The sequence below is a fragment of the Pelomonas parva genome, from assembly GCF_043555835.1.
GTDB classification, from domain to species: domain Bacteria; phylum Pseudomonadota; class Gammaproteobacteria; order Burkholderiales; family Burkholderiaceae_C; genus Pelomonas; species Pelomonas parva.
The window spans coordinates 911,487-935,777 of record NZ_JBIGHV010000001.1; the positions used below are offsets into that span (position 1 = coordinate 911,487).

Annotated in this window: 25 protein-coding genes; 5 read left to right on the forward strand and 20 right to left on the reverse strand. The window is 68.7% G+C overall.

Annotation, left to right across the window (positions count from 1 at the left end; genetic code table 11):
- Window positions 1-27: 27 nt before the first annotated feature.
- The 8 genes from ACG00Y_RS03780 to ACG00Y_RS03815 all read right to left on the reverse strand — a co-directional run bounded on the left by ACG00Y_RS03780 (window position 28) and on the right by ACG00Y_RS03815 (window position 8,273).
- Complete coding sequence (locus ACG00Y_RS03780; protein ID WP_394476091.1) at window positions 28-774, reverse strand: L-fucose dehydrogenase; 747 nt, start codon at window positions 772-774, stop codon at window positions 28-30.
- Window positions 775-911: 137 nt separating this feature from the next.
- Window positions 912-2,189 carry an L-fuconate dehydratase gene (locus ACG00Y_RS03785; protein WP_394476093.1) on the reverse strand — a complete coding sequence of 426 codons (1,278 nt, stop codon included), beginning with the start codon at window positions 2,187-2,189 and terminating at the stop codon, window positions 912-914.
- 7 nt (window positions 2,190-2,196) lie between these two features.
- The gene (locus tag ACG00Y_RS03790) at window positions 2,197-3,051 is read right to left on the reverse strand and encodes an ureidoglycolate lyase (protein ID WP_394476096.1); all 855 of its coding nucleotides are present in this window, start codon (window positions 3,049-3,051) and stop codon (window positions 2,197-2,199) included.
- Between the two features lie 123 nt (window positions 3,052-3,174).
- Complete coding sequence (locus ACG00Y_RS03795; RefSeq protein ID WP_394476098.1) at window positions 3,175-4,107, reverse strand: ABC transporter substrate-binding protein; 933 nt, start codon at window positions 4,105-4,107, stop codon at window positions 3,175-3,177.
- Between the two features lie 22 nt (window positions 4,108-4,129).
- Complete coding sequence (locus tag ACG00Y_RS03800) at window positions 4,130-4,888, reverse strand: hypothetical protein (RefSeq protein WP_394476100.1); 759 nt, start codon at window positions 4,886-4,888, stop codon at window positions 4,130-4,132.
- 4 nt (window positions 4,889-4,892) lie between these two features.
- Entirely contained in the window at window positions 4,893-5,864 is a 972-nt protein-coding gene (locus ACG00Y_RS03805) for an ABC transporter permease (protein ID WP_394476102.1), read from the reverse strand.
- 97 nt (window positions 5,865-5,961) lie between these two features.
- The gene (locus tag ACG00Y_RS03810; RefSeq protein ID WP_394476104.1) at window positions 5,962-7,485 is read right to left on the reverse strand and encodes a sugar ABC transporter ATP-binding protein; all 1,524 of its coding nucleotides are present in this window, start codon (window positions 7,483-7,485) and stop codon (window positions 5,962-5,964) included.
- Window positions 7,485-8,273, reverse strand: coding sequence for an SDR family oxidoreductase (locus tag ACG00Y_RS03815; protein WP_394476106.1), 789 nt, complete (start codon window positions 8,271-8,273; stop codon window positions 7,485-7,487). The genes ACG00Y_RS03810 and ACG00Y_RS03815 overlap by 1 nt, the downstream gene beginning before the upstream one ends.
- Before the next feature lie 101 nt (window positions 8,274-8,374).
- On the opposite strand from ACG00Y_RS03815, the gene ACG00Y_RS03820 reads away from it, so the two are divergent.
- Window positions 8,375-9,073, forward strand: a complete 699-nt coding sequence (locus ACG00Y_RS03820; RefSeq protein WP_394476108.1) for a FadR/GntR family transcriptional regulator — start codon at window positions 8,375-8,377, stop codon at window positions 9,071-9,073.
- A gap of 5 nt (window positions 9,074-9,078) precedes the next feature.
- Here the strand turns inward: ACG00Y_RS03820 and ACG00Y_RS03825 are convergent, their stop codons facing one another.
- From ACG00Y_RS03825 to ACG00Y_RS03850, 6 genes are all read right to left on the reverse strand, one after another.
- Window positions 9,079-10,842 carry a gamma-glutamyltransferase family protein gene (locus ACG00Y_RS03825; protein ID WP_394476110.1) on the reverse strand — a complete coding sequence of 588 codons (1,764 nt, stop codon included), beginning with the start codon at window positions 10,840-10,842 and terminating at the stop codon, window positions 9,079-9,081.
- A 59-nt stretch (window positions 10,843-10,901) separates the two neighbouring features.
- Complete coding sequence (locus tag ACG00Y_RS03830; protein ID WP_394476112.1) at window positions 10,902-12,041, reverse strand: endo-1,4-beta-xylanase; 1,140 nt, start codon at window positions 12,039-12,041, stop codon at window positions 10,902-10,904.
- Between the two features lie 271 nt (window positions 12,042-12,312).
- The gene (locus ACG00Y_RS03835; protein WP_394476114.1) at window positions 12,313-13,686 is read right to left on the reverse strand and encodes a DUF1501 domain-containing protein; all 1,374 of its coding nucleotides are present in this window, start codon (window positions 13,684-13,686) and stop codon (window positions 12,313-12,315) included.
- Between the two features lie 136 nt (window positions 13,687-13,822).
- Window positions 13,823-15,520 carry a DUF1800 domain-containing protein gene (locus ACG00Y_RS03840; protein WP_394476116.1) on the reverse strand — a complete coding sequence of 566 codons (1,698 nt, stop codon included), beginning with the start codon at window positions 15,518-15,520 and terminating at the stop codon, window positions 13,823-13,825.
- 110 nt (window positions 15,521-15,630) lie between these two features.
- Complete coding sequence (locus ACG00Y_RS03845; RefSeq protein ID WP_394476118.1) at window positions 15,631-16,269, reverse strand: 3-oxoacid CoA-transferase subunit B; 639 nt, start codon at window positions 16,267-16,269, stop codon at window positions 15,631-15,633.
- A gap of 1 nt (window position 16,270) precedes the next feature.
- A complete protein-coding gene (locus ACG00Y_RS03850) occupies window positions 16,271-16,978 on the reverse strand; it encodes a CoA transferase subunit A (RefSeq protein WP_394476120.1) in 708 nt (235 codons plus the stop codon).
- A 107-nt stretch (window positions 16,979-17,085) separates the two neighbouring features.
- Here ACG00Y_RS03850 and ACG00Y_RS03855 point away from each other — a divergent pair, with 107 nt between their 5' ends.
- From ACG00Y_RS03855 to ACG00Y_RS03870, 4 genes are read left to right on the forward strand one after another with little or no spacing between them, the layout of a single operon-like run.
- Window positions 17,086-18,315, forward strand: coding sequence for a hypothetical protein (locus ACG00Y_RS03855; RefSeq protein ID WP_394476122.1), 1,230 nt, complete (start codon window positions 17,086-17,088; stop codon window positions 18,313-18,315).
- Between the two features lie 5 nt (window positions 18,316-18,320).
- Window positions 18,321-19,400 (forward strand): substrate-binding periplasmic protein, encoded by a 1,080-nt coding sequence (locus ACG00Y_RS03860; RefSeq protein WP_394476124.1) that lies wholly within the window; start codon window positions 18,321-18,323, stop codon window positions 19,398-19,400.
- Window positions 19,400-19,939 (forward strand): LuxR C-terminal-related transcriptional regulator, encoded by a 540-nt coding sequence (locus ACG00Y_RS03865; RefSeq protein WP_394476126.1) that lies wholly within the window; start codon window positions 19,400-19,402, stop codon window positions 19,937-19,939. Before ACG00Y_RS03860 ends, ACG00Y_RS03865 begins: the two co-directional genes overlap by 1 nt.
- A complete protein-coding gene (locus ACG00Y_RS03870) occupies window positions 19,936-20,814 on the forward strand; it encodes a DUF3667 domain-containing protein (protein WP_394476128.1) in 879 nt (292 codons plus the stop codon). Before ACG00Y_RS03865 ends, ACG00Y_RS03870 begins: the two co-directional genes overlap by 4 nt.
- On the opposite strand, the gene ACG00Y_RS03875 is transcribed toward ACG00Y_RS03870, so the two are convergent.
- Genes ACG00Y_RS03875 through ACG00Y_RS03900 form a run of 6 tightly spaced genes read right to left on the reverse strand, consistent with a single transcriptional unit; the run spans window position 20,815 to window position 24,269 of the window.
- The gene (locus tag ACG00Y_RS03875) at window positions 20,815-21,657 is read right to left on the reverse strand and encodes a 2OG-Fe(II) oxygenase (RefSeq protein WP_394476130.1); all 843 of its coding nucleotides are present in this window, start codon (window positions 21,655-21,657) and stop codon (window positions 20,815-20,817) included.
- Window positions 21,654-22,433, reverse strand: a complete 780-nt coding sequence (yaaA, locus tag ACG00Y_RS03880) for a peroxide stress protein YaaA (RefSeq protein WP_394476132.1) — start codon at window positions 22,431-22,433, stop codon at window positions 21,654-21,656. Before yaaA ends, ACG00Y_RS03875 begins: the two co-directional genes overlap by 4 nt.
- Window positions 22,434-22,460: 27 nt before the next feature.
- Window positions 22,461-23,093 carry a DUF599 family protein gene (locus ACG00Y_RS03885; RefSeq protein WP_394476134.1) on the reverse strand — a complete coding sequence of 211 codons (633 nt, stop codon included), beginning with the start codon at window positions 23,091-23,093 and terminating at the stop codon, window positions 22,461-22,463.
- 3 nt (window positions 23,094-23,096) lie between these two features.
- Window positions 23,097-23,507 (reverse strand): DUF6691 family protein, encoded by a 411-nt coding sequence (locus tag ACG00Y_RS03890; RefSeq protein ID WP_394476136.1) that lies wholly within the window; start codon window positions 23,505-23,507, stop codon window positions 23,097-23,099.
- Window positions 23,508-23,516: 9 nt separating this feature from the next.
- Window positions 23,517-23,951 carry a YeeE/YedE family protein gene (locus tag ACG00Y_RS03895; RefSeq protein WP_394476138.1) on the reverse strand — a complete coding sequence of 145 codons (435 nt, stop codon included), beginning with the start codon at window positions 23,949-23,951 and terminating at the stop codon, window positions 23,517-23,519.
- Between the two features lie 3 nt (window positions 23,952-23,954).
- The gene (locus ACG00Y_RS03900; protein WP_394476140.1) at window positions 23,955-24,269 is read right to left on the reverse strand and encodes a metalloregulator ArsR/SmtB family transcription factor; all 315 of its coding nucleotides are present in this window, start codon (window positions 24,267-24,269) and stop codon (window positions 23,955-23,957) included.
- Between the last annotated feature and the right edge of the window lie 22 nt (window positions 24,270-24,291).

The following is a 24,291-nucleotide window of genomic DNA, read 5'->3' on the forward strand; positions in this document are numbered from 1 at the left end:
GCCGTTCGCTACCAGCCGTCAGCCGCCTCAACCCAGCGCCCGATCCAGATGGGTATAGCCCCCATCCACAAACACCCACTGCCCCGTCGTGTGCCCCGCTCGCTCTGAAAGCAGAAAAGCCACCGTGTCGGCGATCTCGTCAGCCGTCGTCAAGCGCTGCCCCAGCGGAATACGCCGGGCAATGTCGGCGAGCTGAGTTGCAGGGTCGGGGAAGCCGTCCAGCCACAGCTGGTACAGCGGCGTCATGACCTCGGCTGGCACCACCGCGTTGACGCGGATGCCGTCCTGGCGCAACGCAGCGGCCCATTCGCGGGTGAGGGACAGCAGCGCACCTTTCGATGCCGTATAGCCACTCGTGCCGCCCTGCCCCGTCACGGCCGTCTTGGACGAGATGTTGACGATGCTGCCGCGCGTGGCCTTCAGCGCTGGCATGCAGAGGTGGGCCAGCAGGTAGGCGTGGACGAGGTTGCGTTCCAGCGAGGCGCGGAAGGCGGCCGGCCCGGCGTCCAGGCCGACGCCGTCGTTGACGCCGGCGTTGTTGACCAGGCCGTGGATGGCGCCGAAGTCGGCCAGCGTGGCGTCCACGGCGGCGCGGACGGCGGCTTCGTCCTCCAGCTCCAGCTCGACATGGCGTGCCGCGTGCTCCGCAGTCGTGCCACGGCCGAGGCTGATGGGCACGGCGCCTTCACGCGTCAGCGCTGCGCAGATGGCCGCGCCGATGCCGGCACCGCCGCCGGTGACGATGAAGACCTTGCCGCTGAGTCCGAGGTCCATGTCAGCGGCCCAAAGACTGAACACAGCCGGTAGGGCGCGTCGCGACCCGCCGTTCGATGGCGACAACCCGACACGCGCGCCTCGATTCCGCAACCAAACGGCGGGTCATGACCCGCCCTACGGGGTTGGTTTTCATCTCAGCCCCTGAACCTGTACTGCTCCAACGACGCCGCCTTCATCGTGATCGAGAACCCCGGCGCCTCGGGCGGCAGGTAGGCCGCGCCGCGCACGACGCAGGGGTCGACGAAGTGCTCGTGCAGATGGTCCACGTACTCGATGACGCGGCCGTCGCGGGTGCCGGCGATGCAGAGGTAGTCGATCATGGACAGGTGCTGCACATACTCGCACAGCCCCACGCCGCCGGCATGCGGGCACACGGGCAGGCCCAGCTTGGCGGCCATCAGCATGACGGCCAGGATCTCGTTGACGCCGCCCAGCCGGCAGCTGTCGATCTGCACCACGTCGATGGCGCCGCGCATCATGAACTGCTTGAACAGGATGCGGTTCTGGCACATCTCGCCGGTGGCGACCTGCATCGGCGCGATGGCCTCCCGGATGGCGCGGTGGCCTTCGACGTCGTCGGGGCTGGTGGGCTCCTCGATGAACCAGGGCTTGGCGAAGGCCAGGTCCTTCAGCCAATCGATGGCGACTGGCACGTCCCAGACCTGGTTGGCGTCGATCATCAGCTTGCGATCCGGCCCCAGCACCTCGCGGGCTATCGCCAAGCGGCGGATGTCATCCTTGCGGTCGCGGCCCACTTTCAGCTTGACGTGGTTGAAGCCGGCGTCCACGGCCTCCTGGCAGAGCCGGCGCAGCTTGTCGTCGGGGTAGCCCAGCCAGCCGGCCGAGGTCGTGTAGCAGGGGTAGCCCTCGCGCTTGAGCGTGGCCAGGCGTTCGGCCTTGCCGTAGGCGGCGCGGGTCAGCAGGGCGAGTGCCTCGTCGGGCGTGATGCAGTCGGTGATGTAGCGGAAGTCGATGCAGCGCACGAGTTCCGCCGGGCTCATGTCGGCGACGAGCCGCCACACCGGCTTGCCCTCGGCCTTGGCCCACAGGTCCCACACGGCGTTGACGACGGCGCCGGTGGCCAGGTGGATGGCGCCCTTGTCCGGGCCTATCCAGCGCAACTGGCTGTCCGACGTGACATGGCGCCAGAAGCGGCCCATGTCGGCGGCGATCCAGCTCAGCTCTAACCCGACGACCAGGTGGCGCATGGCCTCGATGGCCGCGCAGCAGATGTCGTTGCCGCGGCCGATGGTGAAGGTCAGGCCGTGGCCTTCCAGCCCGGACTGGTCAGTCTCCAGGATGACGTAGGCGGCCGAGTAGTCCGGGTCGGGGTTCATCGCGTCCGAGCCGTCGAGGTGCTGGGACGTGGGGAAGCGCACGTCGACCGTGCGCAGGTTGGTGATGCGGGTCATGGCTGGGTTATGCGGCGACGGTCTTCTGCGTCTGCACGCCCAGGCCTTCGATGCCCAGGCGCATGGTCTGGCCGGGCTTGAGGTACAGCGGCGGCTTCTGGCCCAGGCCCACGCCGGGCGGCGTGCCGGTGGAGATGACGTCGCCGGGCTGCAGGCTCATGAACTTGCTCAGGTAGCTGACGATCTGCGCCACGTTGAACACCATCGTGCGCGTGTTGCCGTTCTGGAAGCGGTGGCCGTCGATCTCCAGCCAGAGGCCCAGCTGCTGTGGGTCAGCAACTTCGTCGGCAGTGACCAGCCAGGGGCCGATGGGGCCGAAGGTGTCGCAGCCCTTGCCCTTGTCCCACTGCGTGCCGCGCTCCAGCTGCCATTCACGCTCGGACACGTCGTTGACGACGCAGTAGCCAGCGACGTGCTTCATCGCGTCGGCCTCCTCGATGTAGCTGCCGCCCTGGCCGATGACGACGCCCAGCTCGACCTCCCAGTCGGTCTTGACGGAGCCGCGCGGGATCTTCACGTCGTCGTCGGGGCCGCAGATGGCGCTGGTCCACTTGGCGAAGACGACCGGCTCGGTCGGCACCGGCAGGCCGGACTCGGCGGCGTGGTCGGCGTAGTTCAGGCCGATGCAGATGAACTTGCCGACGCGGCCGACGCAGGGGCCGATGCGCAGGTCTTGCTGGGGCGTGCCTTCCACCAGCGGCAGCGTGGCTGGGTCGATGCCGCGCAGCTTGGCGAGGCCTTCGGGCGTCAGCGTGTCGCCGGCCACGTCGTCGACATGGGCGGAGAGGTCGCGCACGCGACCCTGGACATCGAGCAGGCCGGGGCGTTCCTGGCCCGGGGGGCCGTAGCGGAGGAGTTTCATGGTGATGGTCCTGGGAAGAGAAATGCAACCACAGAGGCACTGAGCCACAGAGAAAGGCTCCGTGTTCGCTCTGTGACTCTGTGACTCTGTGGTTGCATTGGTGATTGAAAGTGGCTGAGGTGCTCAGTCGTAAAGGACAGCCGCGATCTTGGGATCGCGCAGGTTGGTCTTGTCGTACCAGTAGTAGCCGGTGTCGATGGCCTTGGGCAGGGCCTCGCCCTTGAGCGCCTTCACGGCGGCTTCCACCGTGCGGTAGCCGATGCCCACGGGGTTCTGCGTGATGGCGCCGGCCATCGCGCCGCTGGCGATGGCGTCCTTCTGCTGCTTGCCGGAGTCGAAGCCGACGACGGTGACGTTGGCCCGCTTCATCTCGCGCACGGCGTTGACGATGCCGATGGCCGAACCCTCGTTGGTGCCGAACAGTGCCTTCAACTTCGGGTTGCCTTGCAGCATGGACTTGGCGACGTCGGTGGACTTCAGGTGATCGCCGCCGCCGTATTGCACGGTGACGACGCGCACCTTGGGGTGAGCTGCCTTGAGCCGGTTCACGAAGCCCTCGACGCGCTCGATGCCGGTGCGGCTGGTCTGGTCATGGCCCACGACGGCCACCTCGCCTTCGCCGCCGATCAGCGCGGCCAGCTTGTCGGCGGCGAGTGCGGCGGCGGCGCGGTTGTCCGTCGACGCCGTCGTCAGCGGAATGGGGCTGTCCACACCCGAGTCGAAGGCGATGACGGGGATCTTGGCGGCCTGCGCCTTGCGCAGCAGCGGGATGGTCGCCTTGCTGTCCAGCGCGGCGATGGCGATGGCCTGGGGCTTCTTGGCGAGTGCGGCAGCGAGCATGTCGATCTGCTTGTCTACCATGGCCTCGCTCTCGGGGCCCTCGAAGGTGACCCGCACCTTGTAGTCCTTGCCCGCCTGCTCGGCGCCGGCCTTCACGGCCTGCCAGAACTGGTGCTGGAAGCCTTTGGAGATGAGGGGGATGTAGACCGTGGGCTGCTGCGCCTGGGCGGTGGCGGCGGTGAGCAGGGCGGCGGTCAGCAGGAGGCGGCGGCGCATGATGGGGTGTCTCTGGTCGGGTTCATTGGGGCTGGTGCGGTGGCGATGCCATGAAGGACTTCAGCAGGTAGACATAGTCGTGTCCGAGCTTCCTCCCGTCCCTGAGGTCGCCGGCGTCGCCGGGCGGTAGAGGCAGCGGAGGGACGGCATGTTCAGCACAGATCGGCGGCGGCGGCGAACTGCCCGCAGGCGCCGTACTTCTGCACTGCCAGGCCGAGCCTCCCTGCCGCGCATGTACCTCGACGTGCACCGTCCCCTCACCGACATAGCTGCCCATAGGCGCGACGCCCGGCATCCAGTCGAAGGCCTCCCGCCGGCTGTGGAAGCTGCCACCGAGCACGATGACCCGGGCGTGCTTGCGCATCAACGCGTTCAGCGCCTGGCCGCCGGCTTTCTCGTAGTCGGCCTGATTGGGGTAGTGGGTCGTGGGCTGGTGGTAATCCAGCTTCAGCGTGCCGGCCGTCTGCTGCGTCAGCAGCCACTGGTGCAGCCGCCACATCGCCTGCGAGGCGCGGCCGTCTTGGTTCTTCCAGAACAGGCTGTCTGGCCGGCGCGCCTCCTCGGGCATCTCCAGCGACACGGCGAGCCTGTCAGGCTGGGCGGCGATGGCCTTCTCCACAAGACATTGCACGAGCTGCGGCACTTCGGCGGTGCCATGGGTCTCGCCAAGGTAGAGCCGCTCGAACGAGGCCAGTTTCCTGAAGCCGTCGTCTTCCGGGCAGGCCGCTGCGACAGGGCCGGCCAGGCTCAGCAGCAGAGCGAACAGTGGCGTGGTCTTCATGTGATCAGTCCTTCCCGCGCCTGAGGATGTCCAGATACACCGCCAGCACGATGATGATGCCGGTCAGCGCCGTCTGCCATTCCTGCGGCACGTTGAGGATGCGCAGGCCGTTGGCCAGCACGCTCATGATGAAGGCGCCGATCAACGTGCCGAGCACGGAGCCGCGACCGCCGACCAGCGACGTGCCGCCGATGACGACGGCGGCGATGGCGTCCAGCTCGTAGCCCTGACCCAGCGCCGGCTGCGCCGAGTTGAGCCGCGACGCGATCAACAGCCCGGCAATGCCGCAGATGGCGCCGCCCACCGCGTAGACGGCCACTTTCCAGCGCTTGACCTGCAGGCCCGACAGCCGAGCGGCCTCCTCGTTGCTGCCGAGTGCGAAGGCATAGCGGCCGAACAGCGTCTGGCTCAGCAGCCAGCTGGCGACGATGGCCACCGCAAACAGGATGAGCACCGAGTTGGGAATCGGCAGCGCGGGCAGGACCGCGCCCAACAACGAGTCCTGCGCAATCGCCTCGAAGCCCGGCGTGTCCAGGAAGTAGATCGGCTTGCTGCCCGAGATGACGAGGGCCAGGCCCTTGAGCAGCATCATCATGCCGAGCGTGGCGATGAAGGGCGGCACGCGCAGTTGCGCGACCAGCCAGCCGGACAGGGCGCCGCAGACTGCGCCGGTCGCAATCGCGGCGAGGATACCCAGCGGCAGCGGCATGCCCCAGTTCGTCAGCACGACGCCGGTGACGACGGCGCAGAAGGTCATCAGGCAACCCACCGACAGGTCGATGCCGCCGCTGACGATGACCAGCGTGCAGGCGATGGCCAGCACGCCGTTGACGGCCGTGGCCTGCAGGATGCTGACGAGGTTGTCGGTCTGCAGGAAGTTATCGGACGCGATGCTGAAGACGAGCATCAGCGCGACGAGACCGGCGAAGGCGAGCAGGCGTTGTAGTGCGGCGGGGGAGAAGGAGAGTCGGGTCATCGCAGTCAATTGAAATGCAACCACAGAGGCACGGAGGCACAGAGAAAAACTCTGTGTTCGCTCTGTGTCTCTGTGCCTCTGTGGTCGTCTTCGAATTTCATTGGACGGCCTCGAATTGCTGCCTTGTGGCCAGAGCCATCAACGCTTCTTGCGTGGCCTCGGCGGCAGGCAGTTCGCCGCTGATGCGGCCCTCGCACATGACGAGGATGCGGTGGGCCAGGCCCAGCAGTTCGGGCAGCTCGGAGGAGATGACGATGAGCGCCTTGCCGCTGGCGGCCAGCTCGCGCAGCAGGCGGTGGATCTCGCCCTTGGCGCCCACGTCGATGCCTCGCGTGGGCTCGTCGACGATGAGGATGTCGCCCTCGCGCAGCAGCCATTTGGCGAGCGCGATCTTCTGCTGGTTGCCGCCGGACAGGCGCGCCACGGTCTGACCGAGCGACGGCGTCTTGATGCCCAGGCGCTCGACGAATTGCTGTGCAGCCGTCTGACCGGCGCGGCGGTCGATATGGCCTAACGCGCCGGTGAAGCGGGCCAGACTGGGCATCAGCAGGTTGGCCTCCACGTCCAGGCCCGTCGCCAGGCCCAGGCCCTTGCGGTCCTCGGACAGATAGGCGATGCCGTGTGCCACCGCATCGGCCGGGCTGCGGATGTCGGCGGGCTTGCCGTTGACGAACACCTCGCCACCGTCGCGCCGGTCGGCGCCGAAGACGAGGCGGGCCAGCTCCGTGCGGCCGGCACCCATCAGGCCGGCGAAGCCCAGGATCTCGCCACGGCGCAGCGTGAAGGACGCGCCGCGCACGGCGCGGCCTCGGCTCAGGTGGCGGGCCTCCAGCACGACGGGCGCGGCGCTGAGGTCGGGCGTGGCGTGGGCCGTCTGCTGCAGCTCGCGGCCCACCATCAGGTGGATGAGTTCATCCATGTCGGCGCCGGCCATCGCCAGCGTGGCGATGTGCCGGCCGTCGCGCAGCACGGTGACGCGGTCGGCAATGCGCTGCAGTTCGTCCATCTTGTGCGAGATGTAGACGATGCCCACGCCGTCGGCGCGCAGCTGCCGCACGACGCGGAACAGCTCTGTCACTTCTTCCGGGTTCAGCGCGGCGGTGGGCTCGTCCATGATGAGGACTCGCGCGTTCAGCGACAACGCCTTGGCGATCTCCACCATCTGCTGCTGGGCGACGCTCAAGCGGCCGACCTCGCGGCGCGGGTCGAGCTTGAGGCCCAGGCGCTCGAACAGGATGCGCGTGTCGGCCAGCTGCCGCGTGTGGTCCAGCAGCCAGCCGGCCCGACGCGGCTCCCGGCCGATGAAGACATTGGCCGCCGCGCTGAGGTCGGGCATCAGCTGCAGCTCCTGGTGGATCAGCGCTATGCCCAGGTCCTGCGCCTCGCGCGGGCTGCCGGGGCGCACGGGACGGCCGTCCAGCAGCACCTCGCCCGCGTCGGCCTGGTGCACGCCGGCCAGGATCTTCATCAGCGTGGACTTGCCCGCGCCGTTCTCGCCCATCAGCGCGTGCACTTCGCCGGCCTTCACGTCGAAGGAAATGCCTTGCAGCACCGTCACGCTGGCGAAGGCCTTGGACAGGCCGCAGGCCTGCAGCAGCGGCTGGCTCGCCTCGGCAGACATCAGATCGTGACGCCGCCGTCGACGCTGACCGCCTGGCCGGTGATGAAGCGCGATGCATCGCTGAGCAGGAAGACCACCAGCGGCGCGATGTCGTCCACCGTGGCCAGCCGCCCCATCGGCTGGCGGGCGATGAAGTCCTTCTCGGCCTGAACGGGGTCCGCAGCTGCCGCGATGCGGCCGCGCAGCGAGGGCGTGTCCACCGTGCCGGGGCACAGCGCATTGCAGCGCAGGCCTTGCTTGACGTAGTCGGCCGCGACCGACTTGGTCAGGCCGATGACGGCTGCCTTGGTCGTGCAGTAGGCGAAGCGGTTCGGGAAGCCCTTGATCGACGACGCCATGGACGCCATGTTCAGCACCGCCGCGCCGGCGCCCGTGCGCTGGCCTTCAGCCAGCATGCCGGGCAGGAAGGCGCGCAGCATGCGCAGCATGCTCTTCACATTCAAGTCCACGCTGAAGTCCCAGGCCGCTTCGTCGCAGTCCAGCACGCTGCCGTGGTGAACAAAGCCGGCGCAGTTGAACAGGCCGTGCAGCGGCGGCAGCGCAGCAGCCAGCGCATTGACGCCAGCCGTGTCGCGCACATCCAACCGCGCGGTGCGGAGGCGGGCGCCGGGGCCGGCCTCGGCGATCAGGCTTTCAAGGCCCTCGGTCTGGATGTCCGTCGCGATCACGTCGGCCCCGGCGGTCAGACAGGCCAGAGAACTGGCCCGACCAATACCCTGGGCGGCGGCGGTGATGAGGACGGTTTTGCCGGTCAGACCCGCAAGCTGGGATGATGTCAACGTTTCCACGGCGCCATTCTAGGTTCGTCGCCGAAATTGGCCTTACCGTACAAACCCGATTGGGCAATTTTTGGATGATTGGTCAGACCGGCGCCCGCCACAATCCCACCATGATCGAACAGCTCAAAGGCGCCGACTCGCGCCGCCTGTACCACCAGATTGCGGACCAGCTGCGCGAGCAGATCCGCCAGGGCCACTACAGCCTGGGCAGCCGCCTGCCGCCCGAGCGCGAGCTGGCCATCCAGCTCGGCGTGTCGCGGCCATCGGTGCGCGAGGCGCTGATCGCGCTGGAGATTGCCGGTTGCGTGGAGGTGCGCATGGGTGCCGGCATCTATGTGCGCGGCAGCGGCGACAGCGAGCCCACGGCCGCCCTGGGCGAGAGCCCGCTGGAGCTGATGCAGGCGCGCGTGGTGCTGGAGGGTGGCCTCATGCCGCAAGCCTGCGCGCGCGCCACATCGGCCGGCCTGGCGGCGGTGCGCGAGGCACTGGAGGCGATGCGCGAGGCCATGCAGGCCGGCCGGCCGGCGCTGGACGCCGACCGGCGCTTCCACCTCGCCGTGGCGGCGCTGGTCGGCAACACGGTGCTGGAGCGCATGGTGAGCGAGCTGTTCAACGGCCGCTACAGCCCCATGTCGCTGCAGCTCAGCGCGCTGGCCGACACGCACCAGAACTGGGGAGACGCGCTGATCGAGCATGAGCGCATCCTCAATGCGCTGGAAGCCCAGGACCCGCTGGCCGCGCAGGCGGCGATGCGCACGCATCTGCTGAATGCGCAGGAGCGGTGGGCCGGCAACCGGCTCAAGGGTTAGCGGGGCTACTCCCCCAGCACGACGCCTTCCCGGCGCGGGTCCGCGCCGCCCACCCAGCCGACCGGCGTGCGCAGCAGCACCTGCAGGCCGCTGGTCAGGTCGGTCTCGATGACAGTGTGGCCTCGGCCGCGCAGGTCGGCGAGCTGGGCGGCCGTCAGCGCGCTGCGCTCGACGATCAGCGAGCCGCTGTTGAAGTGGCCGAAGTTGGGCAGGTCCACCGCCTGCTGCACCGGCAGGCCCCAGGCCAGCGCGCCGGTCAGCACCTTGGCGACGTAGTGAATGATGACCGGCCCACCCGGCGAGCCGGCCACCATGAGGAGCTTGCCGTCGCGATCAAAGACCAGCGTGGGCGCCATGCTGGAGCGCGGGCGCTTGCCCGCCTCCACGCGGTTGGCCACCGGCTTGCCGTCGGCGCCCACGGGGTTCAGCGAGAAATCGGTCAGCTGGTTGTTGAGCATGAAGCCGCCGGCCAGCCCCGTGCCGCCGTCGCTCATGACGCGGTTGCCGAAGGCCGACTCGACGCTGCTGGTCATCGCCACCGCCCTGCCCTGCGCATCGACGACGCTGATCTGGCTGGTGCCGGCTTCCAGCTGCTCGGCCTGCGGTGCCAGGGCTTGCCTGACGGCGCCGGGGTCGCCCGCCTTGGCAGGTGCCATCGCGCGCCCGCCGATCAACGCCGCGCGGTCCTTGAGATAGGCGGGCGCCAGCAGATTGAGCCAGGCACCCCCCGGCGCGCTGACGAAGGCCGGGTCGGCGATGAACTGCGCGCGGTCGGCGAAGGCCAGCTTGGCGGACTCGGCATAGGCGTGCATCCAGTCGGCCGTGATGCGCTGCGCGGCGACGGCCCGGGGCTGCGTGTCGAGCAGGCCAAGGATCTGCATCAGCGTCAGGTGGCCCGAGGTCGGCGGGCCGAAGCCGCAGACGCGGTAGCGGCGCCATTCATTGCACAGCGGCGGGCGCTGCACGGGCTTGTAGCCGGCCAGGTCGGCGGTGGTCAGCAGGCCGGGCCGGGCGTGGCCCTTCACGCGGAGGGCAATGTCCTCGGCCACCGGCCCCGCGTAGAAGCCTGCTGCGCCCTGCTTCGCGATGCCGCGCAGCACGGCCGCGTAGGCGGGGTTCTTCAGCACCGTGCCCACGGGCTTGGGCGCGCCGGCCGCGTCGAAGAAATACGGCCCGGCCTGCGGATCGCTGCGCAGCGCCGTCTCGTTGGAGGCCAGCTCGAACAGCCGCGGGCTGATCGCAAAGCCCTGCTCGGCCAGCGCAATGGCCGGCTCGAACAGCCGCGCCCAGGGCAATTGCCCGTGCTGGCGGTGCGCCTCGGCCAGCATGGCCAGCACGCCGGGCACGCCGGTGGACAAGCCGCTCAGCACCGCGTCGCGCATCGCCATCGGCTTGCCGTCGGGCTTGAGGAACAGCTCGGGTGTGGCGGCCGCTGGCGCGGTCTCGCGGCCATCCAGCGTCTGCACCTGCCGGCCGTCCCAGTGCATCAGGAAGGCGCCGCCGGCAATGCCGCTGGACTGCGGCTCCACGAGGCTCAGAACGGCCTGCACGGCGACGGTGGCGTCGACGGCCGAGCCCCCGGCGCGCAGGATCTCCAGGCCGGCCTGGGCGGCCAGCGGGTTGGCGGCGGTGACGGCGAAACGTTGGGCCGGCGTTGTCAGGCCGACCCGCTTGGCGGTCCGGCTGGTGGCCGCTTCCGGCTGCTCGACGGGCTGGGCCACGGCCCCAGCGACGGCGAGCATGCCAATCAGGAAAGGCGTCAGGTGCATGCGCGGCATCTTAGGCAGCGCATGCACGGTGCTCGAAATCTATCTGAGCTGCCGACAAACTACAGCGCCAGAACCCTGCGGTAAGCATCCTTGGGTTGACGTTTTCGATCAAACAGCAAGGGATAAGCAGTCCGGCCCCTGATCGGAAAATCGTTCAGCCAAGAGGCGTCGTCGCTGACACCCCACAACGTCACTCGATCGATCTTGTCTTTGTGCTTGATGAACAGCTTGAACAGCTCTTCATAGCGGCTACTCAGTTTGTCGTTCGCTTCTTTGGTCAAACCGCTCTTGAACGGGTCGCGCTCGGGCTTGTACTCAAAACGGGTAGAAATCTCCGCGACCGGCAGATTCCAGACCTGGGGCAGCACATCGACATCCAACTCGGTGAAGTGCACGCGCAAACCCAGGTCGGCATAGGCCACGATGCTCTTCTCGATATCTGAAATGCTCGGGCCATCCACTGCGACATGGGCCTGAATGCCAATGCCCTGCACGGGCACACCGCGCTTTTTCAGGCGCTTCAGCAATTCAGCGCAGGCTTCACGCTTCCCACCTCTTTCGATGTTGTAGTCGTTGTACATCAAGTGCGCCTTGGGATCGACCTCGTGCGCCAGATGAAACGCCTTGTCGATGAACTGCTCGCCCAAGATATTGAAGTAGTGGCTCTTGCGCATCTGGTTGTCGTCACCAACCGCTTCGTTGACGGCATCCCACGCGTGAAGTTTTCCTTTGTAACGCCCCACGATGGTGGTGATGTGCTCCTCCATCTTCTTGGTCAATTCGGCGGGCTTGATGTAGTCGCCTTTTGCATTCTTGAAAACGGAATCTGGCGTTTGCCCGTGCCAAGCCAGCGTGTGCCCAACGGCATGCAAATTGTGTTGGGCGGCGAAGTTCATGAAGTGGTCTGCTTCCTCCCACTTCCAACCGCCATCTGCGGCCCTCACAGAACCCCACTTCATCGAGTTCTCAGGCGTTACAGAACTGAAATCTCGCTGGATGATTTCGGTGATGTCCGGGTGTTTACCGCTGGCAATGGAAGTATTGATGGCGGCGCCGATCAAAAAGCGGTCTCTGTACGCCTCCTTCAGTCCAGTTCTTTCAGCGGCGGCTGCCAAGGCCATGAACTTCACTTGGCCTGCAAGCGCTGCTGTCAAACCGGAGCTGACGACAAAATTTCTTCTGCTGGATCGCATGTCCATGGCCCTTTATTGATGAGCTGATCGGTCGTTGACAAAGCCAATTTGGGCGCATTCTGATGCAACGGCGCCGAGTTCGAACCGCCAGGGGCCAAGCGCTCGTGAAGGCGCCATCAGCCCACAAACAAAAAAAGGCCCGAGGGCCCCGTTGCTGCCTGCTGCGCCAGCCTCGGCGCTTCTTGACCGGCGGCACGTCGGTGCACGAGCCGTGCGCGACTTCGGCCGCCACAGGAAACCGCAAATGACTTCGCGGGAATCCTGCTCCAGATGAACGTCAGAAGTAGCCCAGGTCCTTTTGGCTGTAATTGCCAATCTGCGGCAGCACCATCGGCAGATCCGTCGCCGACACCCCCATCCACGTCGCCAGCGTCGCGGCCAACTGGTCCACCGAGGTCGTCGGCAGCAGCCGCCCCTGCCCCACGTCGTCCGGCCCGTTGACGCTGACCGACGGCAGCGCGCCGTAGTAGCGCCCACCCTTGACCGCGCCACCCATGACGAAGTGGTGGCTGCCCCAGCCGTGGTCGCTGCCGTCGCCGTTGCTGGTCAGCGTGCGGCCGAAGTCGCTGGCGGTGAAGGTGGTGACCTGGTCGGCCACTCCCAGCTCCACCGTGGCGGCATAGAAGCTGGCCATCGCGTCGTTGACCTGCGTCATCAGCAGCGGGTGCTGGGTGGCCAGCAGGTCGTGCAGGTCGAAGCCGCCGATGGACACGAAGTACACCTGCCGCGTGGCGCCCAGCGCCTGGCGCGCGGCGATGAGCTTGGCGACCATCTGCAGTTGGGTGGAGAGGCTGGTCGTCTCGAACGTGGTGCCGAACGCAGGCACGCCGGCCAGCGCCGTGCTCAGCGTGGCCTGCGCGTCGGCGGAGCGCTTGACGACACGGGTCAGCTCGGCCTCCATCCAGTGCGCGCGGTCCGCCGTGATGAGGGAGCGCAGCGCCGTGGAGCAGGCGGCCGAGCCGTACAGCGACTTGGTGATGCCATTGATGGGCACGGCGCCGCTGGTGGACACCTGGTACTGCACCGCCTGCTTGCCGGCCATGTAGACGGCGTTGCCCGACACGTTGATGCAGGTGAAGGTGGACGTGCCGTTGCCGCCCATGAAGAGGTCGCCCAGCCGCCCGCCCCAGCCCGACGTGGCACCCTCGGGCGAGCTGGCCTGCCAGACGGATTGCTGGTCGTTGTGCGAGAACAGCTTGGGCGGCAGCGGCACGCTCCTGGCCTTGTACTGGGCCAGCGTGGTGGGCTGCACCAGCGTGCCCACGTTGAGCTGCACGGCCAGCTTGCCGGCATCCCACAGGCCCTTGAGCTTGCCGAGTTGCGGCGCCAGCGCCATCTGGCGGCCGTCGGTGCCCGCGGGCAGCGCGGTGGCGGCCAGCGCGTCGCGCGGGATGGTCAACGCCTGGCGGATGCCGGCGTAGGCGGCGTGGTTGGTCGCGTCGTACGGCACCAGCGTGTTGCCATAGTCGTTGCCGCCGTACATGAAGAGGCAGACCAGCGCCTTGTAGTCGCCCGGCGTGGTGGCCGCAGCGGCCTCGCCGATGCCGGCCAGCGACAGCGCCCAGGGCGCGGCGGTGCCGGCGATGCCGACGGCGGAGGCGCGGCGCAGGAACTCGCGGCGCTGCAGTTCGGGGAGTTTGTTCACACGCACAAAAGCACTCCTCGGGCCAAACGACATTCGCTCGGCCGCGTATCCAACGAAAACCCAGCGACTGCCGTGGAACTGGCTTTGCCAGGCCACTGGCAGTGCCCCCTTGAGGGGGCGCGCGAAGCGCGTAGGGGGTGGGTCATTTCTGCACCAGGTATTCGGGACAGGCCATCAGCATCAGGATGGCGGCGTAGACGCGGTTGAGCTTGCCGGCGTCGGTCGTGGCGGTGATGGTGGCGATGGCTGTGGCGACGACCGACTCGGTCGCCGCCGAGATGCCGCCGCCGCCCAGGCGCAGCGCCAGGTTGGCCACCAGCGCGGGCGGATCGGCCACCAGCGCCAGCTCGGCCGTGTAGCTGGCCTTGACTTCGCCGATGCCGCTGGCGATGGCCGTCTGCAGGAAGTTGAGATAGCCCGCCGCCGTGCTCTCGTTGCAGAGCTGGAACTCGGGCGCCGTGATGGCATTGGTGCCCAGCGTGGAGCCTGGCGGCACATAGCCGGGGCGGAAGAAGTTGAACACCGAGCCGCTGCGCAGCGGGCTCTGGCCCAGGCGCGTGGCGGGGTTGGTGGTATCGCCGATGTTCCACAGGCCGGTGGGCGACGCGGCGTTGAAGCTGCGCGCCCACTGCACCAGCCGCAGTACCGGCTCGCGCAGCTTGCCGGCGGAGGGCGCCGTGGAGGCGGTGCGGGCCTCGGGGTCCAGCAGCACGGCGCGCACGACGGCCTTCAGGTCGCCGCGCACGCCGGCGCCGTTGTTGGCCCACACGGCCGCCACGCGGGCCACATAGGCCGGGCTGGGGTGGGAGGCCACCAGCCGCTGGATCAGTTGCCGGCCGATGAAGGGGCCCACGTTGGCATGCTCGGCCAGCGTGTCCATGGCCGTCTTCATGGCGGCGGCGCCGTCGGCGGTGGCGGGGATGTCCACGCCCAGCACCTTCTTCGCGCCGGTGGCGAAGCGTGAGGCGGTGTTCACCATCGGCTTCTTCACATAGGCCGGGTCGGTGGCACTGCTGCCGTCGTAGTCCCAGCCGGTGAAGACGCGCGCCAGCTCGGTGATCTGGGCCTGGGTGTAGGTCTCCAGCGGCTTGCCGTCGCTGCCCAGCTTGGACGAGCCGTCGGCGTTGAGCTGCACCAGGCCGATGGTGAACAGCTGCATGACCTCGCGCGCATAGTTCTCGTCGGGCACGCGGCCGGTGCGCGTGTCTTCCTTCTGGTTGCCGCGCATGTTCAGGTAGACCCCCATCGCGGGCGACAGCGTCACCGCCTCCAGCAGCGCGCGGAAGTTGCCGAAGGCATGCTGCTCCAGCAGGTCCACATAGGCCGCGCCCATCAGGCCGCGCCACTGCACCGGCAGCCCGGTCATCGACACGACGAAGATCTCCGACAGCGCCAGCACGACGCGCTGGCGCAGCGTGTCGGGGGCGGACATCAGCTTGCGCCAGATCGAGTTGTCCAACCCGTTGAAGCTGTTGCGGTTGGCCTCCACCGCGTAGCCGCGCTCCACCATCCAGTCGAAATGACCCGCGCTGACCGGCAGCGCGAACTGCGCATCCAGCCAGGCGGCATAACCGCCGGACTTGACGGTGGCGATGTCGGCCGTGGGCGCGGCAAAGCCGGCCTGGGCGAGGAAACGGGCGCCCTCGGCGTCGGTGGGCGGGGGTGGTGGAGGCGGCGCGGCGGCTGTACCGGGGCCGGGTGCGGCGCCGCCCTCTGCGCCACCACCACCGCCGCCGCAGGCGCTCAGCAGCGTGGCGGCGGCCAGCGCGGCGGCGATCGGAGCCAGCGGCGCGGGTGTGTCTTCGGCAGGGCCGGGGGGAGCGGTGAGCAATTCAGGCATGGAGCGTCCGGAGGCTATGCGGCGCGGATGATCGCCAACCCCGCACGCTCCGGCGCACCCGTCACGGCTCCACCGTGACAAACGCCCTCGCGCTTACCGAGTGAAACAAGTCAGAGCAGCGGAACCCCCGTCTTGCTCTGCGCGAACTCCCGCGTCACGCCCTCGGCCAGCTCGACGAGCTTGAGGCCTTCGGGCACGACATCGAAAACGCCGAGGTCCGTGATGACCCGGTCCACCACGCCCACGCCGGTCAGCGGCAGCGTGCACTTCGGGATGATCTTGAGGTCTTCCGTGCCGTCCTTCTTCTTCGCGACGTGCTCCATCAGCACGATGACGCGCTTGACGCCGGCCACCAGGTCCATGGCGCCACCCATGCCCTTGACCATCTTGCCGGGGATCATCCAGTTGGCCAGGTCGCCGTTGGCGCTGACCTGCATGGCGCCGAGGATGCTGAGGTTGATCTTGCCGCCGCGGATCATCGCGAAGCTCTCGTGGCTGCCGAAGATGCTGGAGCCGGCAATGGTGGTGACGGTCTGCTTGCCGGCGTTGATGAGGTCGGCGTCGACCTCGTCCTCGGTCGGGAAGGGGCCGATGCCCAGCATGCCGTTCTCGCTCTGCAGCCAGACTTCCTTGTCTGCCGGCACATGGTTGGCCACCAGCGTCGGGATGCCGATGCCGAGGTTCACGTAGAAGCCGTCTTCCAGCTCCTGGGCCGCGCGGGCGGCCATCTGGTCTTGGGTCCAGGGCATGTCAGGCCTCCGTCTTGGGCGTCAGGGTTTTCTTTTCAATGCGCTTTTCTGGGTTCGCATTGAGGACGATGCGGTGCACGTAGATGCCCGGCAGGTGCACGCTGTCCGGGTCGATCTCGCCGGTCTCGACGATCTGCTCGACTTCCACCACCGTCAGCTTGCCCGCCATCGCCACGGCCGGGTTGAAGTTGCGCGCGGTGCGCCGGAACACGAGGTTGCCGCTCTTGTCGGCCTTGTAGGCCTTGACCAGCGACACATCGGGCATCAGCGCCCGCTCCATGATGTAGGTCTCGCCATCGAACTCGCGCGTCTCCTTGCCCTCGGCGATCAGCGTGCCCACGCCGGTGCGCACGTAGAAGGCCGGGATGCCCGCGCCACCGGCGCGCAGCTTCTCGGCGAGAGTCCCCTGCGGCGTGAACTCCAGCTCCAGCTCCTTGGCCAGGAACTGGCGCTCGAACTCCTTGTTCTCGCCGACGTAGCTGGAAATCATCTTCCTGATCTGGCGCGTCTCCAGCAGTTGGCCGAGGCCGAAACCGTCGACGCCGGCGTTGTTGGAGATGACCGTCAAGTCCTTCTTGCCGCTGTCGCGCAGCGCCGCGATCAGCGCCTCGGGGATGCCGCACAGGCCGAAGCCGCCGACGGCCAGCAACTGCCCATCCGCCACGACGCCGCGCAGCGCTTCCGCAGCGCTCGGGTAAACCTTGTTCATGCCCTTGTCTCCATCTGAACCTCGGGAAGGCGCAGAGCGTAGCTGCGCCGGCCTACGTATGGCGTTACGTAGAATCGCCTAATCCCTTTGGACCCGAGGAAGCCCGCATGTCGGCCTGGCGCTGGATCTCGGCGAGCTGCCTTTTTCTGGCCGGCCTGCCCGCAACAGCAGGCGAGCTGGAGTTCAGCGGCTTCGGCACGCTGTCGGCCTACCGGGGCGACGACGCCACGGCGGCCGTGCGTCCGCGCCGCTTCGTCGTCGAGTCGTCCAGGAACGGCGACTGGCGCTGGGATGGCGACTCCGTGCTCGGCGCGCAGGTGCGCTGGCTGATCAACGACTCGGTGCAGGCCGTCTGGCAGCTGCAGGCCGCCGACGAGGTGGACCGCCGCTGGCAGCCGCGCACCGAATGGCTCTACCTCGGCTGGACGATGTCGCCCGCCTGGAGCCTGCGCGTGGGCCGGCAGCCACAGCCGCTGCAGCAGCATTCCGAGACTCGCAGCGTCGGCCTGGCGCGCGTCACGGTGCGGCCCGTGTCCACCGTCTACGAGTTGATCTCCAACACACCCGTCGACGGTGCCACGCTGAGCTGGAACGGCGATGTGGCCGGCGGCAGCCTGCTCGTGGACCTGGCCTGGGGCCGTCTCGACCTCCGCACCAACTCCGGCCGCGCGGTGGGCCGCAGCCTCTACAGCCTGGCGGCGCGCTGGCAGGTCGGCCCCGCCACGCTGCGGGCCGGCTTCTCGCGCGGCGGGCTGGACCTGCTGAATTCGCCGCTCGAAGCGCTCGGCGCCTCGCTGCGCCAGCCCGGCGGGCCCTGCCTGAACTGCGCGGCGGTCTTCGACGACCGGCTCAAGACACAAGGCATCGTCGTGGACCGCCTCACCGTCGGCCAGACGCTGGCCTGGGGCCCGTGGACGCTGGACATGGAAGTTCTGCGCCGCAACAGCAACTCGGTGGTCACGCCGTCGGCGGACGGCTGGTATGCGCTGCTGTCGCACCGCTGGGGCGCGTTGACGCCGTTCGCCGCCGTCGGCGGCACGCGCTACCGCGAGGCGCCGCTGGGCCTGCAGGTCGCGGCCGGCACACCGCCCAATGCCGCAGGCGGCATCACCGCGCTGGACAGCCGCCTGCAGGCCCGCCATGACCGGCAGATCGCGCTGCTGGGCTTGCGCTGGGACGTGCACGAACGCGCCGCGCTGAAGCTGCAGGCCGAGCACTGGCGCTCCACGCGCGACACGCGCACGCCGCGCAGCGACGAGATCGTGCTACTCGAAGGCTCGGCGGGCTGGGATGGCCGCGTCAACCTGCTCAGCGTCAGCCTGGACTTTGTCTTCTGACCGCCATGCTCAAACGCGCCGTCTCCCTCTGCGTCCTGCTGCTGGCCGGGCCCGCGCTCGCGCAGGAGAAGCTGCGCGTCGCCCTCCCGCAGTCGCTGAGCCCGCCCTTCGTCATCTGGCGCGACACGCAGCCGGTGGGCGGCTTCGACGTGGAGCTGGCGAAGGCGATTGCCGATCAGCTGCGGCTGGGCGTGGAGCTGATCGCGCTGCCGCGACCGCGCGTGGACGTGGCGCTGGCCGCAGGCGAGGCCGACCTGGCCTGCAATGTCACGCTGGCGCGGCGCGACGCCGCCCTGCCCGGCCCGGTGCTGTTCGAGACGCAAGACCTGCTGCTGGGCCACGAGGCCACGCAGGCGCCCGACAGCATCGAGCAGTTGCCGGCCGGCAGCACCGTGGGCACCGTGCAAGGCCAGGCCCATGCCGCGCTGGAGCCGGCGTTCGCCGACGGCCGGCTGCGGCGCGACGAAGCGCCCAGCGACGAGAAGCTGCTGCGCAAGCTGGCGCTGAGCCGCCACCCCTACGGCGTCAGCAACCAGCCGACGGCGAGCTGGTACACCAGCCGCGAACCCATCGAAGGCCTCGCACCCTGGCGGCTGCAGCTCGGCAACCGGCCGTACCGCTGCGTGGTGTCGGCGCGTGGCCGCGTGGAGGCGCGCCAGCTCATCGCCGCCATCGAGCAATTGCAGGCAAGCGGCCGCGCGCAGCAACTGTGGGCCGCGCACGTGGGCGCGCCGCTGGCGGTCGTCGTCTCGGTGAACAGCTCCCTGCGCGGCATCACGCGCCAGACGCTGGCCGAGCTGTTCCTCGGCCAGCGCCAGCGCCTGCGCGACGGCAGCGCGCCCGAGCCGGTCATGGCCAATGCCGGCGCCGAACGCGAGCAGTTCTTCAGCAGCGTGCTGCGCCGCCCCGCCGCCGAATACCGCAGCGCCTGGGCCGCCCAACAGTTCGGCGGCCGCCGCCGCGCGCCGCCGGAGCTGGCCGGCGCCGACGCCATCAAGGCCCACCTGCAGCGCCATGCTGGCGCCATCGGCTACTTGCCGCTGTCGCTCGTCGATGCGTCGCTGCGCATCGTTTTTCTCCCCTGATGCCCGACTACCGCCTCGCCTTCGACCTGGCCCCCGTCGGCCTGATCCTGTCCGAGCAGCGCATCGTGCGCGACTGCAACCAGCAGGTGCTAGCCATCTTCGGCGCGCGGCGCGAGCAGCTGGTGGGCCACAGCTTCGAGCAGCTCTACCCGTCGCACGACGAGTTCGAGCGCACCGGCGACCGCATCGTCGCCAGCCTGGACTCGCGCGGCTACTACGGCGACGACCGCGTCATGAAGCGCTGCGACGGCAGCCTGTTCTGGTGCCACGTCATCGGCCGCGCGCTGGACCCCAAGGACCCGCATGCGCGCGGCATCTGGAGCTTCGAGGACTTGTCCGCCCGGCGTGGCCTGACGGCCGAGCTGACGCCGCGCGAGCGCGAGATCGCCGCCCTGCTCATCGACGGCCTGACCAGCAAGCTCATCGGCCGCCGCCTGGGGCTGAGTCCCCGCACGGTGGATGTCTACCGCGCGCGGCTGATCAAGAAGTACCAGGCGGCCGGCACGCCCGACCTGATCCACAAGCTGCTTTCTGCATGAGCCAAGAGCACACACACGGGCACGCGCCCGCCCTGCCCTATTGCCGCAACTGCCACTTCACGCTGGCCACGCCGCGCCCCGCCTATTGCGGCCACTGCGGCCAGGAGACCGACCTGCACCCACCGTCGGTGCGCGAGATGTTCACCGAGTACCTGGGCCACTATGTCGCCTTCGACGGCCCGCTGTGGCGCACGCTGTGGGCGCTGGTGTGCCTGCCGGGGCACCTGACGAACGCCTACTTCCATGGCCGGCGGCGGCGCTATGTGCTGCCGCTGCGGGTCTATCTGAGCGCGAGCTTCCTCTTCTTCATTGGCGCGGCGCTGCTGTCGCAAGGGCCGACAAAAGTCATCGAAGCAGACCCCGCCGGTGTCGCCCAGGGTGCCAGCGCCCCGAGCAGCGGTGTCAAGGTCAGCACCAAGCTCGGAACCTGCGACCTGGCGCGGCCCGAGACCTGCAGCCGCACCCAGCGTTGGTTGACCGGTGTGTTCAACAAGGCCGAGGCGATGAGCTTCGAGCAGTGGAAGGCCCGCGCCCGCGCGCTGGCGCCCTACGCGATGCTGGCCATGCAGCCCATCTTCGCGGCGCTGCTGCTGCTGATGTTCGCCGGCAGCGGCCGACGCTATGCCGAGCACTTCGTGTTCTCGCTGCATAGCCACAGCCTGTGGTTCCTCGCCCTGCTGCTGGCGATGTCAGCTGGGCTGGAGGGGCTGATGCTGTTCGCCGTCTTCGGCCACGGCCTGGTGGCGATGCGGCGTGTGTACGGCCTGGGCTGGTTCGGCGCAACGTGGCGCGGCGTGCTGCTCAGCTTCTTCTACTTCGTGCTGCTGGGCGGCGTTGTGGCGATCCTGGGCGCCCTGATTGCACTCACGGCCTGATCAGGTGAACACGCCCTGGCGCAGCCACTTGGTCGCCACCCATTTCTCGCCCTCGATGACGGGCGAGCCGCCATGCAGCGTCTGCGTGGACGGGTGCGGCCGGTCGTAGCTGAAGAACACGGCGTTGCCCTTCACGGGCGCGACGTCCAGGCCGATGTCCGGGAAGATCGTCGAGCCACCGGCCACCGGCGTGTTCAGGTACATGACCAGCGTGCCGACGCGCTGGCCGCCGCGCTTGAGGATGTTGGGCGTGCTGACGTGGCCGGGCTCGAAGTAGTCGTAGTGCGGCTGGTACTCGGCGCCCGGGCGGTAGCGCAGCACCTGCAGGCCCTCGCCATGGTCCAGCGGCCAGCGCAGCAGCGTGGCGATGCGCGACTCGACGCGGCGGATCAGGTCGGTCTCGCAGCGCTCGAAGAACATGCCGTCGCTGGTGCGCGCGGCATTCACCTCGCTGCCGTCGGCGGCGGTGGCCACGGTCTCCGAGCGCGCCAGCCGCTTGGTCGCCAGCGCGACGATGCCGTCGCATTCGGCCTCACTCAGCAGGTCGCCGAAGACGACGACACGCGGCTGGCGCAGCGCCATCAGGATCTTGACGGGGCGGTCACCGGCATGAAGGATCGGCGCGAACCGGCTCAGCTCGGGCTCGGGCAGCCCCACCACCGCGCCGGGCGGCGGCGTCAGCGTGGCCGCCTGGCCCAGCGTGCGCGCTAGCGCCTGGCGGGCGATGGTCTCGTCCCAGCCGCTGCCCAGCATGGCCGCCAGGATGCTCTCGGACGCATGGCCGGCGCGGGTCTGCTCGGCGATCCACTCGCACAGCTCGGGGGTGATGACTTGTTGGCTCATGGTTTACGGCGAAAAACCAGACGTTCGGGCGAAGACACCTCGGGTGCCCAACGATAGCCGTCCAGGTTGAAGGCTTTGAGACCGTCCGGCGTCTCCAGGCGTTGCTGGATGGCAAAGCGCGCCATCAGGCCCCGGGCGCGCTTGGCGAAGAAGCTGATGATCTTGTAGTCGCCGTTCTTCCAGTCCTCGAACTGACAGTCGACGACGCGGGGCTTGAGCGCCTTGCGGTCGGCGGCGCGAAAGTATTCCTGCGACGCGAGATTGACGATGACTGGCACTTTCTCCGCCTTGGCCAGCTTGTTCAGGTGCAGCGCCAAGCGGTCGCCCCACCAGTCGTAGAGGCTGCTGCCAGCGTCCGTCGCCAGGCGCGTTCCCATCTCCAGGCGATAAGGCTGCATGCGGTCCAGCGGGCGCAGGATGCCGTACAGGCCCGACAGCATGCGCACGTGCGCCTGCGCCCAGGCGATGTCATCGGTGCTCAGCGTCTTGGCGTCCAGCCCGTCGTAGACATCACCGTTGAAGGCCAGCACGGCCGGCTTGCTGTTGTGATCGGTGAAGCGCGGGCGCCAGGCGGCGTAGCGGTCGACATTGAGCTGGGCCAGCGGCTCGGACAAGTCCATCAGCTCGCGAACGTCGGCGACGGTCTTGGTGCGCAACACGGCTATCAGCGCGGCGGTGTCGGCCAGGAACTGCGGGCGGGTCAGCGCGGCGCTGAGTTCGGGCGGCGTGGGGGTGTCGTAGTCGAGCGACTTGGCGGGCGAAAGCAGGAACAGCATGGGCGCGGATTTTGAAGCCTCTTTGCGTCAGCCCTCCGCACCCTCGTCGTTGAATCGGTCCAGCGAGTACAGCACCGCCACCACGAGCAGCGCCGCCACCGGGCCAGAGGCCGAGAGCAGCATGGCCGACACGACCGGCACGACCAGCACCAGCTGGCGCAGGCCCACGCCGTACAGCACGCCGGCCCGCCGCACGTAGCGCACGCCCGCCGCCGTCCACCGCGCTCGCGCTTCCGACTCGACCGGCATGCCGCCGATGAAACCGGCGTGGTTGTAAAAGCGCACCGCCATGACGGTCGACACCAGCGAGGCGAACAGCAGCACCAGCAGCGCCAGTTCCAGCACCAGGCGCGGGCTGAGGCTGGCGAGGTCGTCGTGCAGCGACGGTGCGGCGAGCGTGACCGTCCCCATCAGCGCCAGCGCCGCCGTGGAGGCCAGCATGGTGGCCGACATCAGCGAGTTGCGCAGCGTCTGCACCGCCAGCACCTCCGAGCCCTTGTGCGCGGAGACGACGCGGAACCACTCCTCGCGCAGCCCGGCATGGCGGGCCGAGGCCAGCCGCTGCGGCCGCCACCGCCGCAGCAGCAACAGCAAGGCCTCGTACAGACCGAGCACCGCCAACGTCGCGCCGACGCTGGCCCAGGTCCAGTCGACGCTCATGGCTCAGCGCCGCTCAAGCAGTTCGAACACGCCCATGCCCGCCAGCATCGCCGCGACGAACACCACGGCCTTGATCTCGCCCATCCCCAGCGCCACCAGCGCCGGCCCCGGGCAGAAGCCGGCCAGGCCCCAGCCGGCGCCGAACATCAGGCTGCCGCCAACCAGCCGGCCATCGATGTGACTGGCAGTTGGCAGCTTGAAGGCCAGGCCCAGCAGCGTCGTGTCCCGCCGCTTGACGAGCGCAAACGCGATCAGGCCCACGGCAATGGCGCCGACCATGACCAGGGCGAGCGACGGGTCCCAGGGGCCGGCCAGGTCCAGGAAGCCCAGCACCTTGGCCGGGTCGGCCATGCCCGAGAGGATGAGGCCGAGGCCGAACACCAGGCCGGCGAGAAGTGAGGTGAGGATGGGCATGACGGCTCCTTAAGCAGCGACGAGGTGACGCAACACGAACACGGTGACGAAGCCCGCGCCCATGAAAGCGAGGGTGGCGACCAGCGAGCGCGGTGACAGCCGCGACATGCCGCAGACGCCATGGCCGCTGGTGCAGCCGGAGCCGTAGCGCGTGCCCACGCCCACCAGCAAGCCGGCCAGCACCAGCACCGTCCAGCCCGCATCGATGCGGGGCACGGGCCAGGCCGTGAACAACAGGTAGACCCAGGGCGCGATGACGATCCCGCCGATGAAGGCGACGCGCCAGCCCAGGTCGCCCCGGACCGGCCTCAGCAGCCCGCCCAGCACGCCGCTGATGCCGGCGATGCGACCGTTGAACAGCACGAACAGCGCCGCCGCCAGGCCGATGAGCGCGCCGCCCGCCAGCGAGGCCAGCGGGGTGAAGGAGTTCCAGTCGATGTTCATCATTCAGTCTCTCGGGCAGTAAAGGTCGTACAAAACAGCCAGCACCTGCAGCAGCCTCGCGTCGGCGATGCTGTAGAAGATGCGCTTGCCGTCGCGGCGGGTGTCCACCACGCCCTCGCCGCGCAGCACGCCCAGTTGCTGCGACAAGGTCGGCTGGCGGATGCCGAGCACGGCTTCCAGGTCGCCGACGGACATCTCGCCCTGCGACAGCTGGCACAGCAGCAGCAGGCGTTCCTCGTTGGCCAGCACCTTCAAGGCGCTGACGGCCTGGCCGGCCGCCTGGCGCAAAACTTCGGGGTCGATGACGGTGGTGGGCATGTGTCGCTCCATCAAGTTGACT

Bases quoted from the DNA above. Each gene is read 5' to 3' on its own strand.
- ACG00Y_RS03850 (WP_394476120.1), bottom strand. From the start codon at position 16,978: ATGAACAAGGTTTACCCGAGCGCTGCGGAAGCGCTGCGCGGCGTCGTG.
- ACG00Y_RS03800 (WP_394476100.1), bottom strand. From the start codon at position 4,888: ATGAAGACCACGCCACTGTTCGCTCTGCTGCTGAGCCTGGCCGGCCCT.
- ACG00Y_RS03860 (WP_394476124.1), top strand. From the start codon at position 18,321: ATGCTCAAACGCGCCGTCTCCCTCTGCGTCCTGCTGCTGGCCGGGCCC.
- ACG00Y_RS03795 (WP_394476098.1), bottom strand. From the start codon at position 4,107: ATGCGCCGCCGCCTCCTGCTGACCGCCGCCCTGCTCACCGCCGCCACC.
- ACG00Y_RS03875 (WP_394476130.1), bottom strand. From the start codon at position 21,657: ATGAGCCAACAAGTCATCACCCCCGAGCTGTGCGAGTGGATCGCCGAG.
- ACG00Y_RS03805 (WP_394476102.1), bottom strand. From the start codon at position 5,864: ATGACCCGACTCTCCTTCTCCCCCGCCGCACTACAACGCCTGCTCGCC.
- ACG00Y_RS03790 (WP_394476096.1), bottom strand. From the start codon at position 3,051: ATGAAACTCCTCCGCTACGGCCCCCCGGGCCAGGAACGCCCCGGCCTG.
- ACG00Y_RS03865 (WP_394476126.1), top strand. From the start codon at position 19,400: ATGCCCGACTACCGCCTCGCCTTCGACCTGGCCCCCGTCGGCCTGATC.
- ACG00Y_RS03780 (WP_394476091.1), bottom strand. From the start codon at position 774: ATGGACCTCGGACTCAGCGGCAAGGTCTTCATCGTCACCGGCGGCGGT.
- ACG00Y_RS03825 (WP_394476110.1), bottom strand. From the start codon at position 10,842: ATGCACCTGACGCCTTTCCTGATTGGCATGCTCGCCGTCGCTGGGGCC.
- ACG00Y_RS03820 (WP_394476108.1), top strand. From the start codon at position 8,375: ATGATCGAACAGCTCAAAGGCGCCGACTCGCGCCGCCTGTACCACCAG.
- ACG00Y_RS03840 (WP_394476116.1), bottom strand. From the start codon at position 15,520: ATGCCTGAATTGCTCACCGCTCCCCCCGGCCCTGCCGAAGACACACCC.
- ACG00Y_RS03895 (WP_394476138.1), bottom strand. From the start codon at position 23,951: ATGAACATCGACTGGAACTCCTTCACCCCGCTGGCCTCGCTGGCGGGC.
- ACG00Y_RS03855 (WP_394476122.1), top strand. From the start codon at position 17,086: ATGTCGGCCTGGCGCTGGATCTCGGCGAGCTGCCTTTTTCTGGCCGGC.
- ACG00Y_RS03900 (WP_394476140.1), bottom strand. From the start codon at position 24,269: ATGCCCACCACCGTCATCGACCCCGAAGTTTTGCGCCAGGCGGCCGGC.
- ACG00Y_RS03810 (WP_394476104.1), bottom strand. From the start codon at position 7,485: ATGTCTGCCGAGGCGAGCCAGCCGCTGCTGCAGGCCTGCGGCCTGTCC.
- ACG00Y_RS03890 (WP_394476136.1), bottom strand. From the start codon at position 23,507: ATGCCCATCCTCACCTCACTTCTCGCCGGCCTGGTGTTCGGCCTCGGC.
- ACG00Y_RS03785 (WP_394476093.1), bottom strand. From the start codon at position 2,189: ATGACCCGCATCACCAACCTGCGCACGGTCGACGTGCGCTTCCCCACG.
- ACG00Y_RS03830 (WP_394476112.1), bottom strand. From the start codon at position 12,041: ATGGACATGCGATCCAGCAGAAGAAATTTTGTCGTCAGCTCCGGTTTG.
- ACG00Y_RS03845 (WP_394476118.1), bottom strand. From the start codon at position 16,269: ATGCCCTGGACCCAAGACCAGATGGCCGCCCGCGCGGCCCAGGAGCTG.
- ACG00Y_RS03870 (WP_394476128.1), top strand. From the start codon at position 19,936: ATGAGCCAAGAGCACACACACGGGCACGCGCCCGCCCTGCCCTATTGC.
- ACG00Y_RS03885 (WP_394476134.1), bottom strand. From the start codon at position 23,093: ATGAGCGTCGACTGGACCTGGGCCAGCGTCGGCGCGACGTTGGCGGTG.
- yaaA (WP_394476132.1), bottom strand. From the start codon at position 22,433: ATGCTGTTCCTGCTTTCGCCCGCCAAGTCGCTCGACTACGACACCCCC.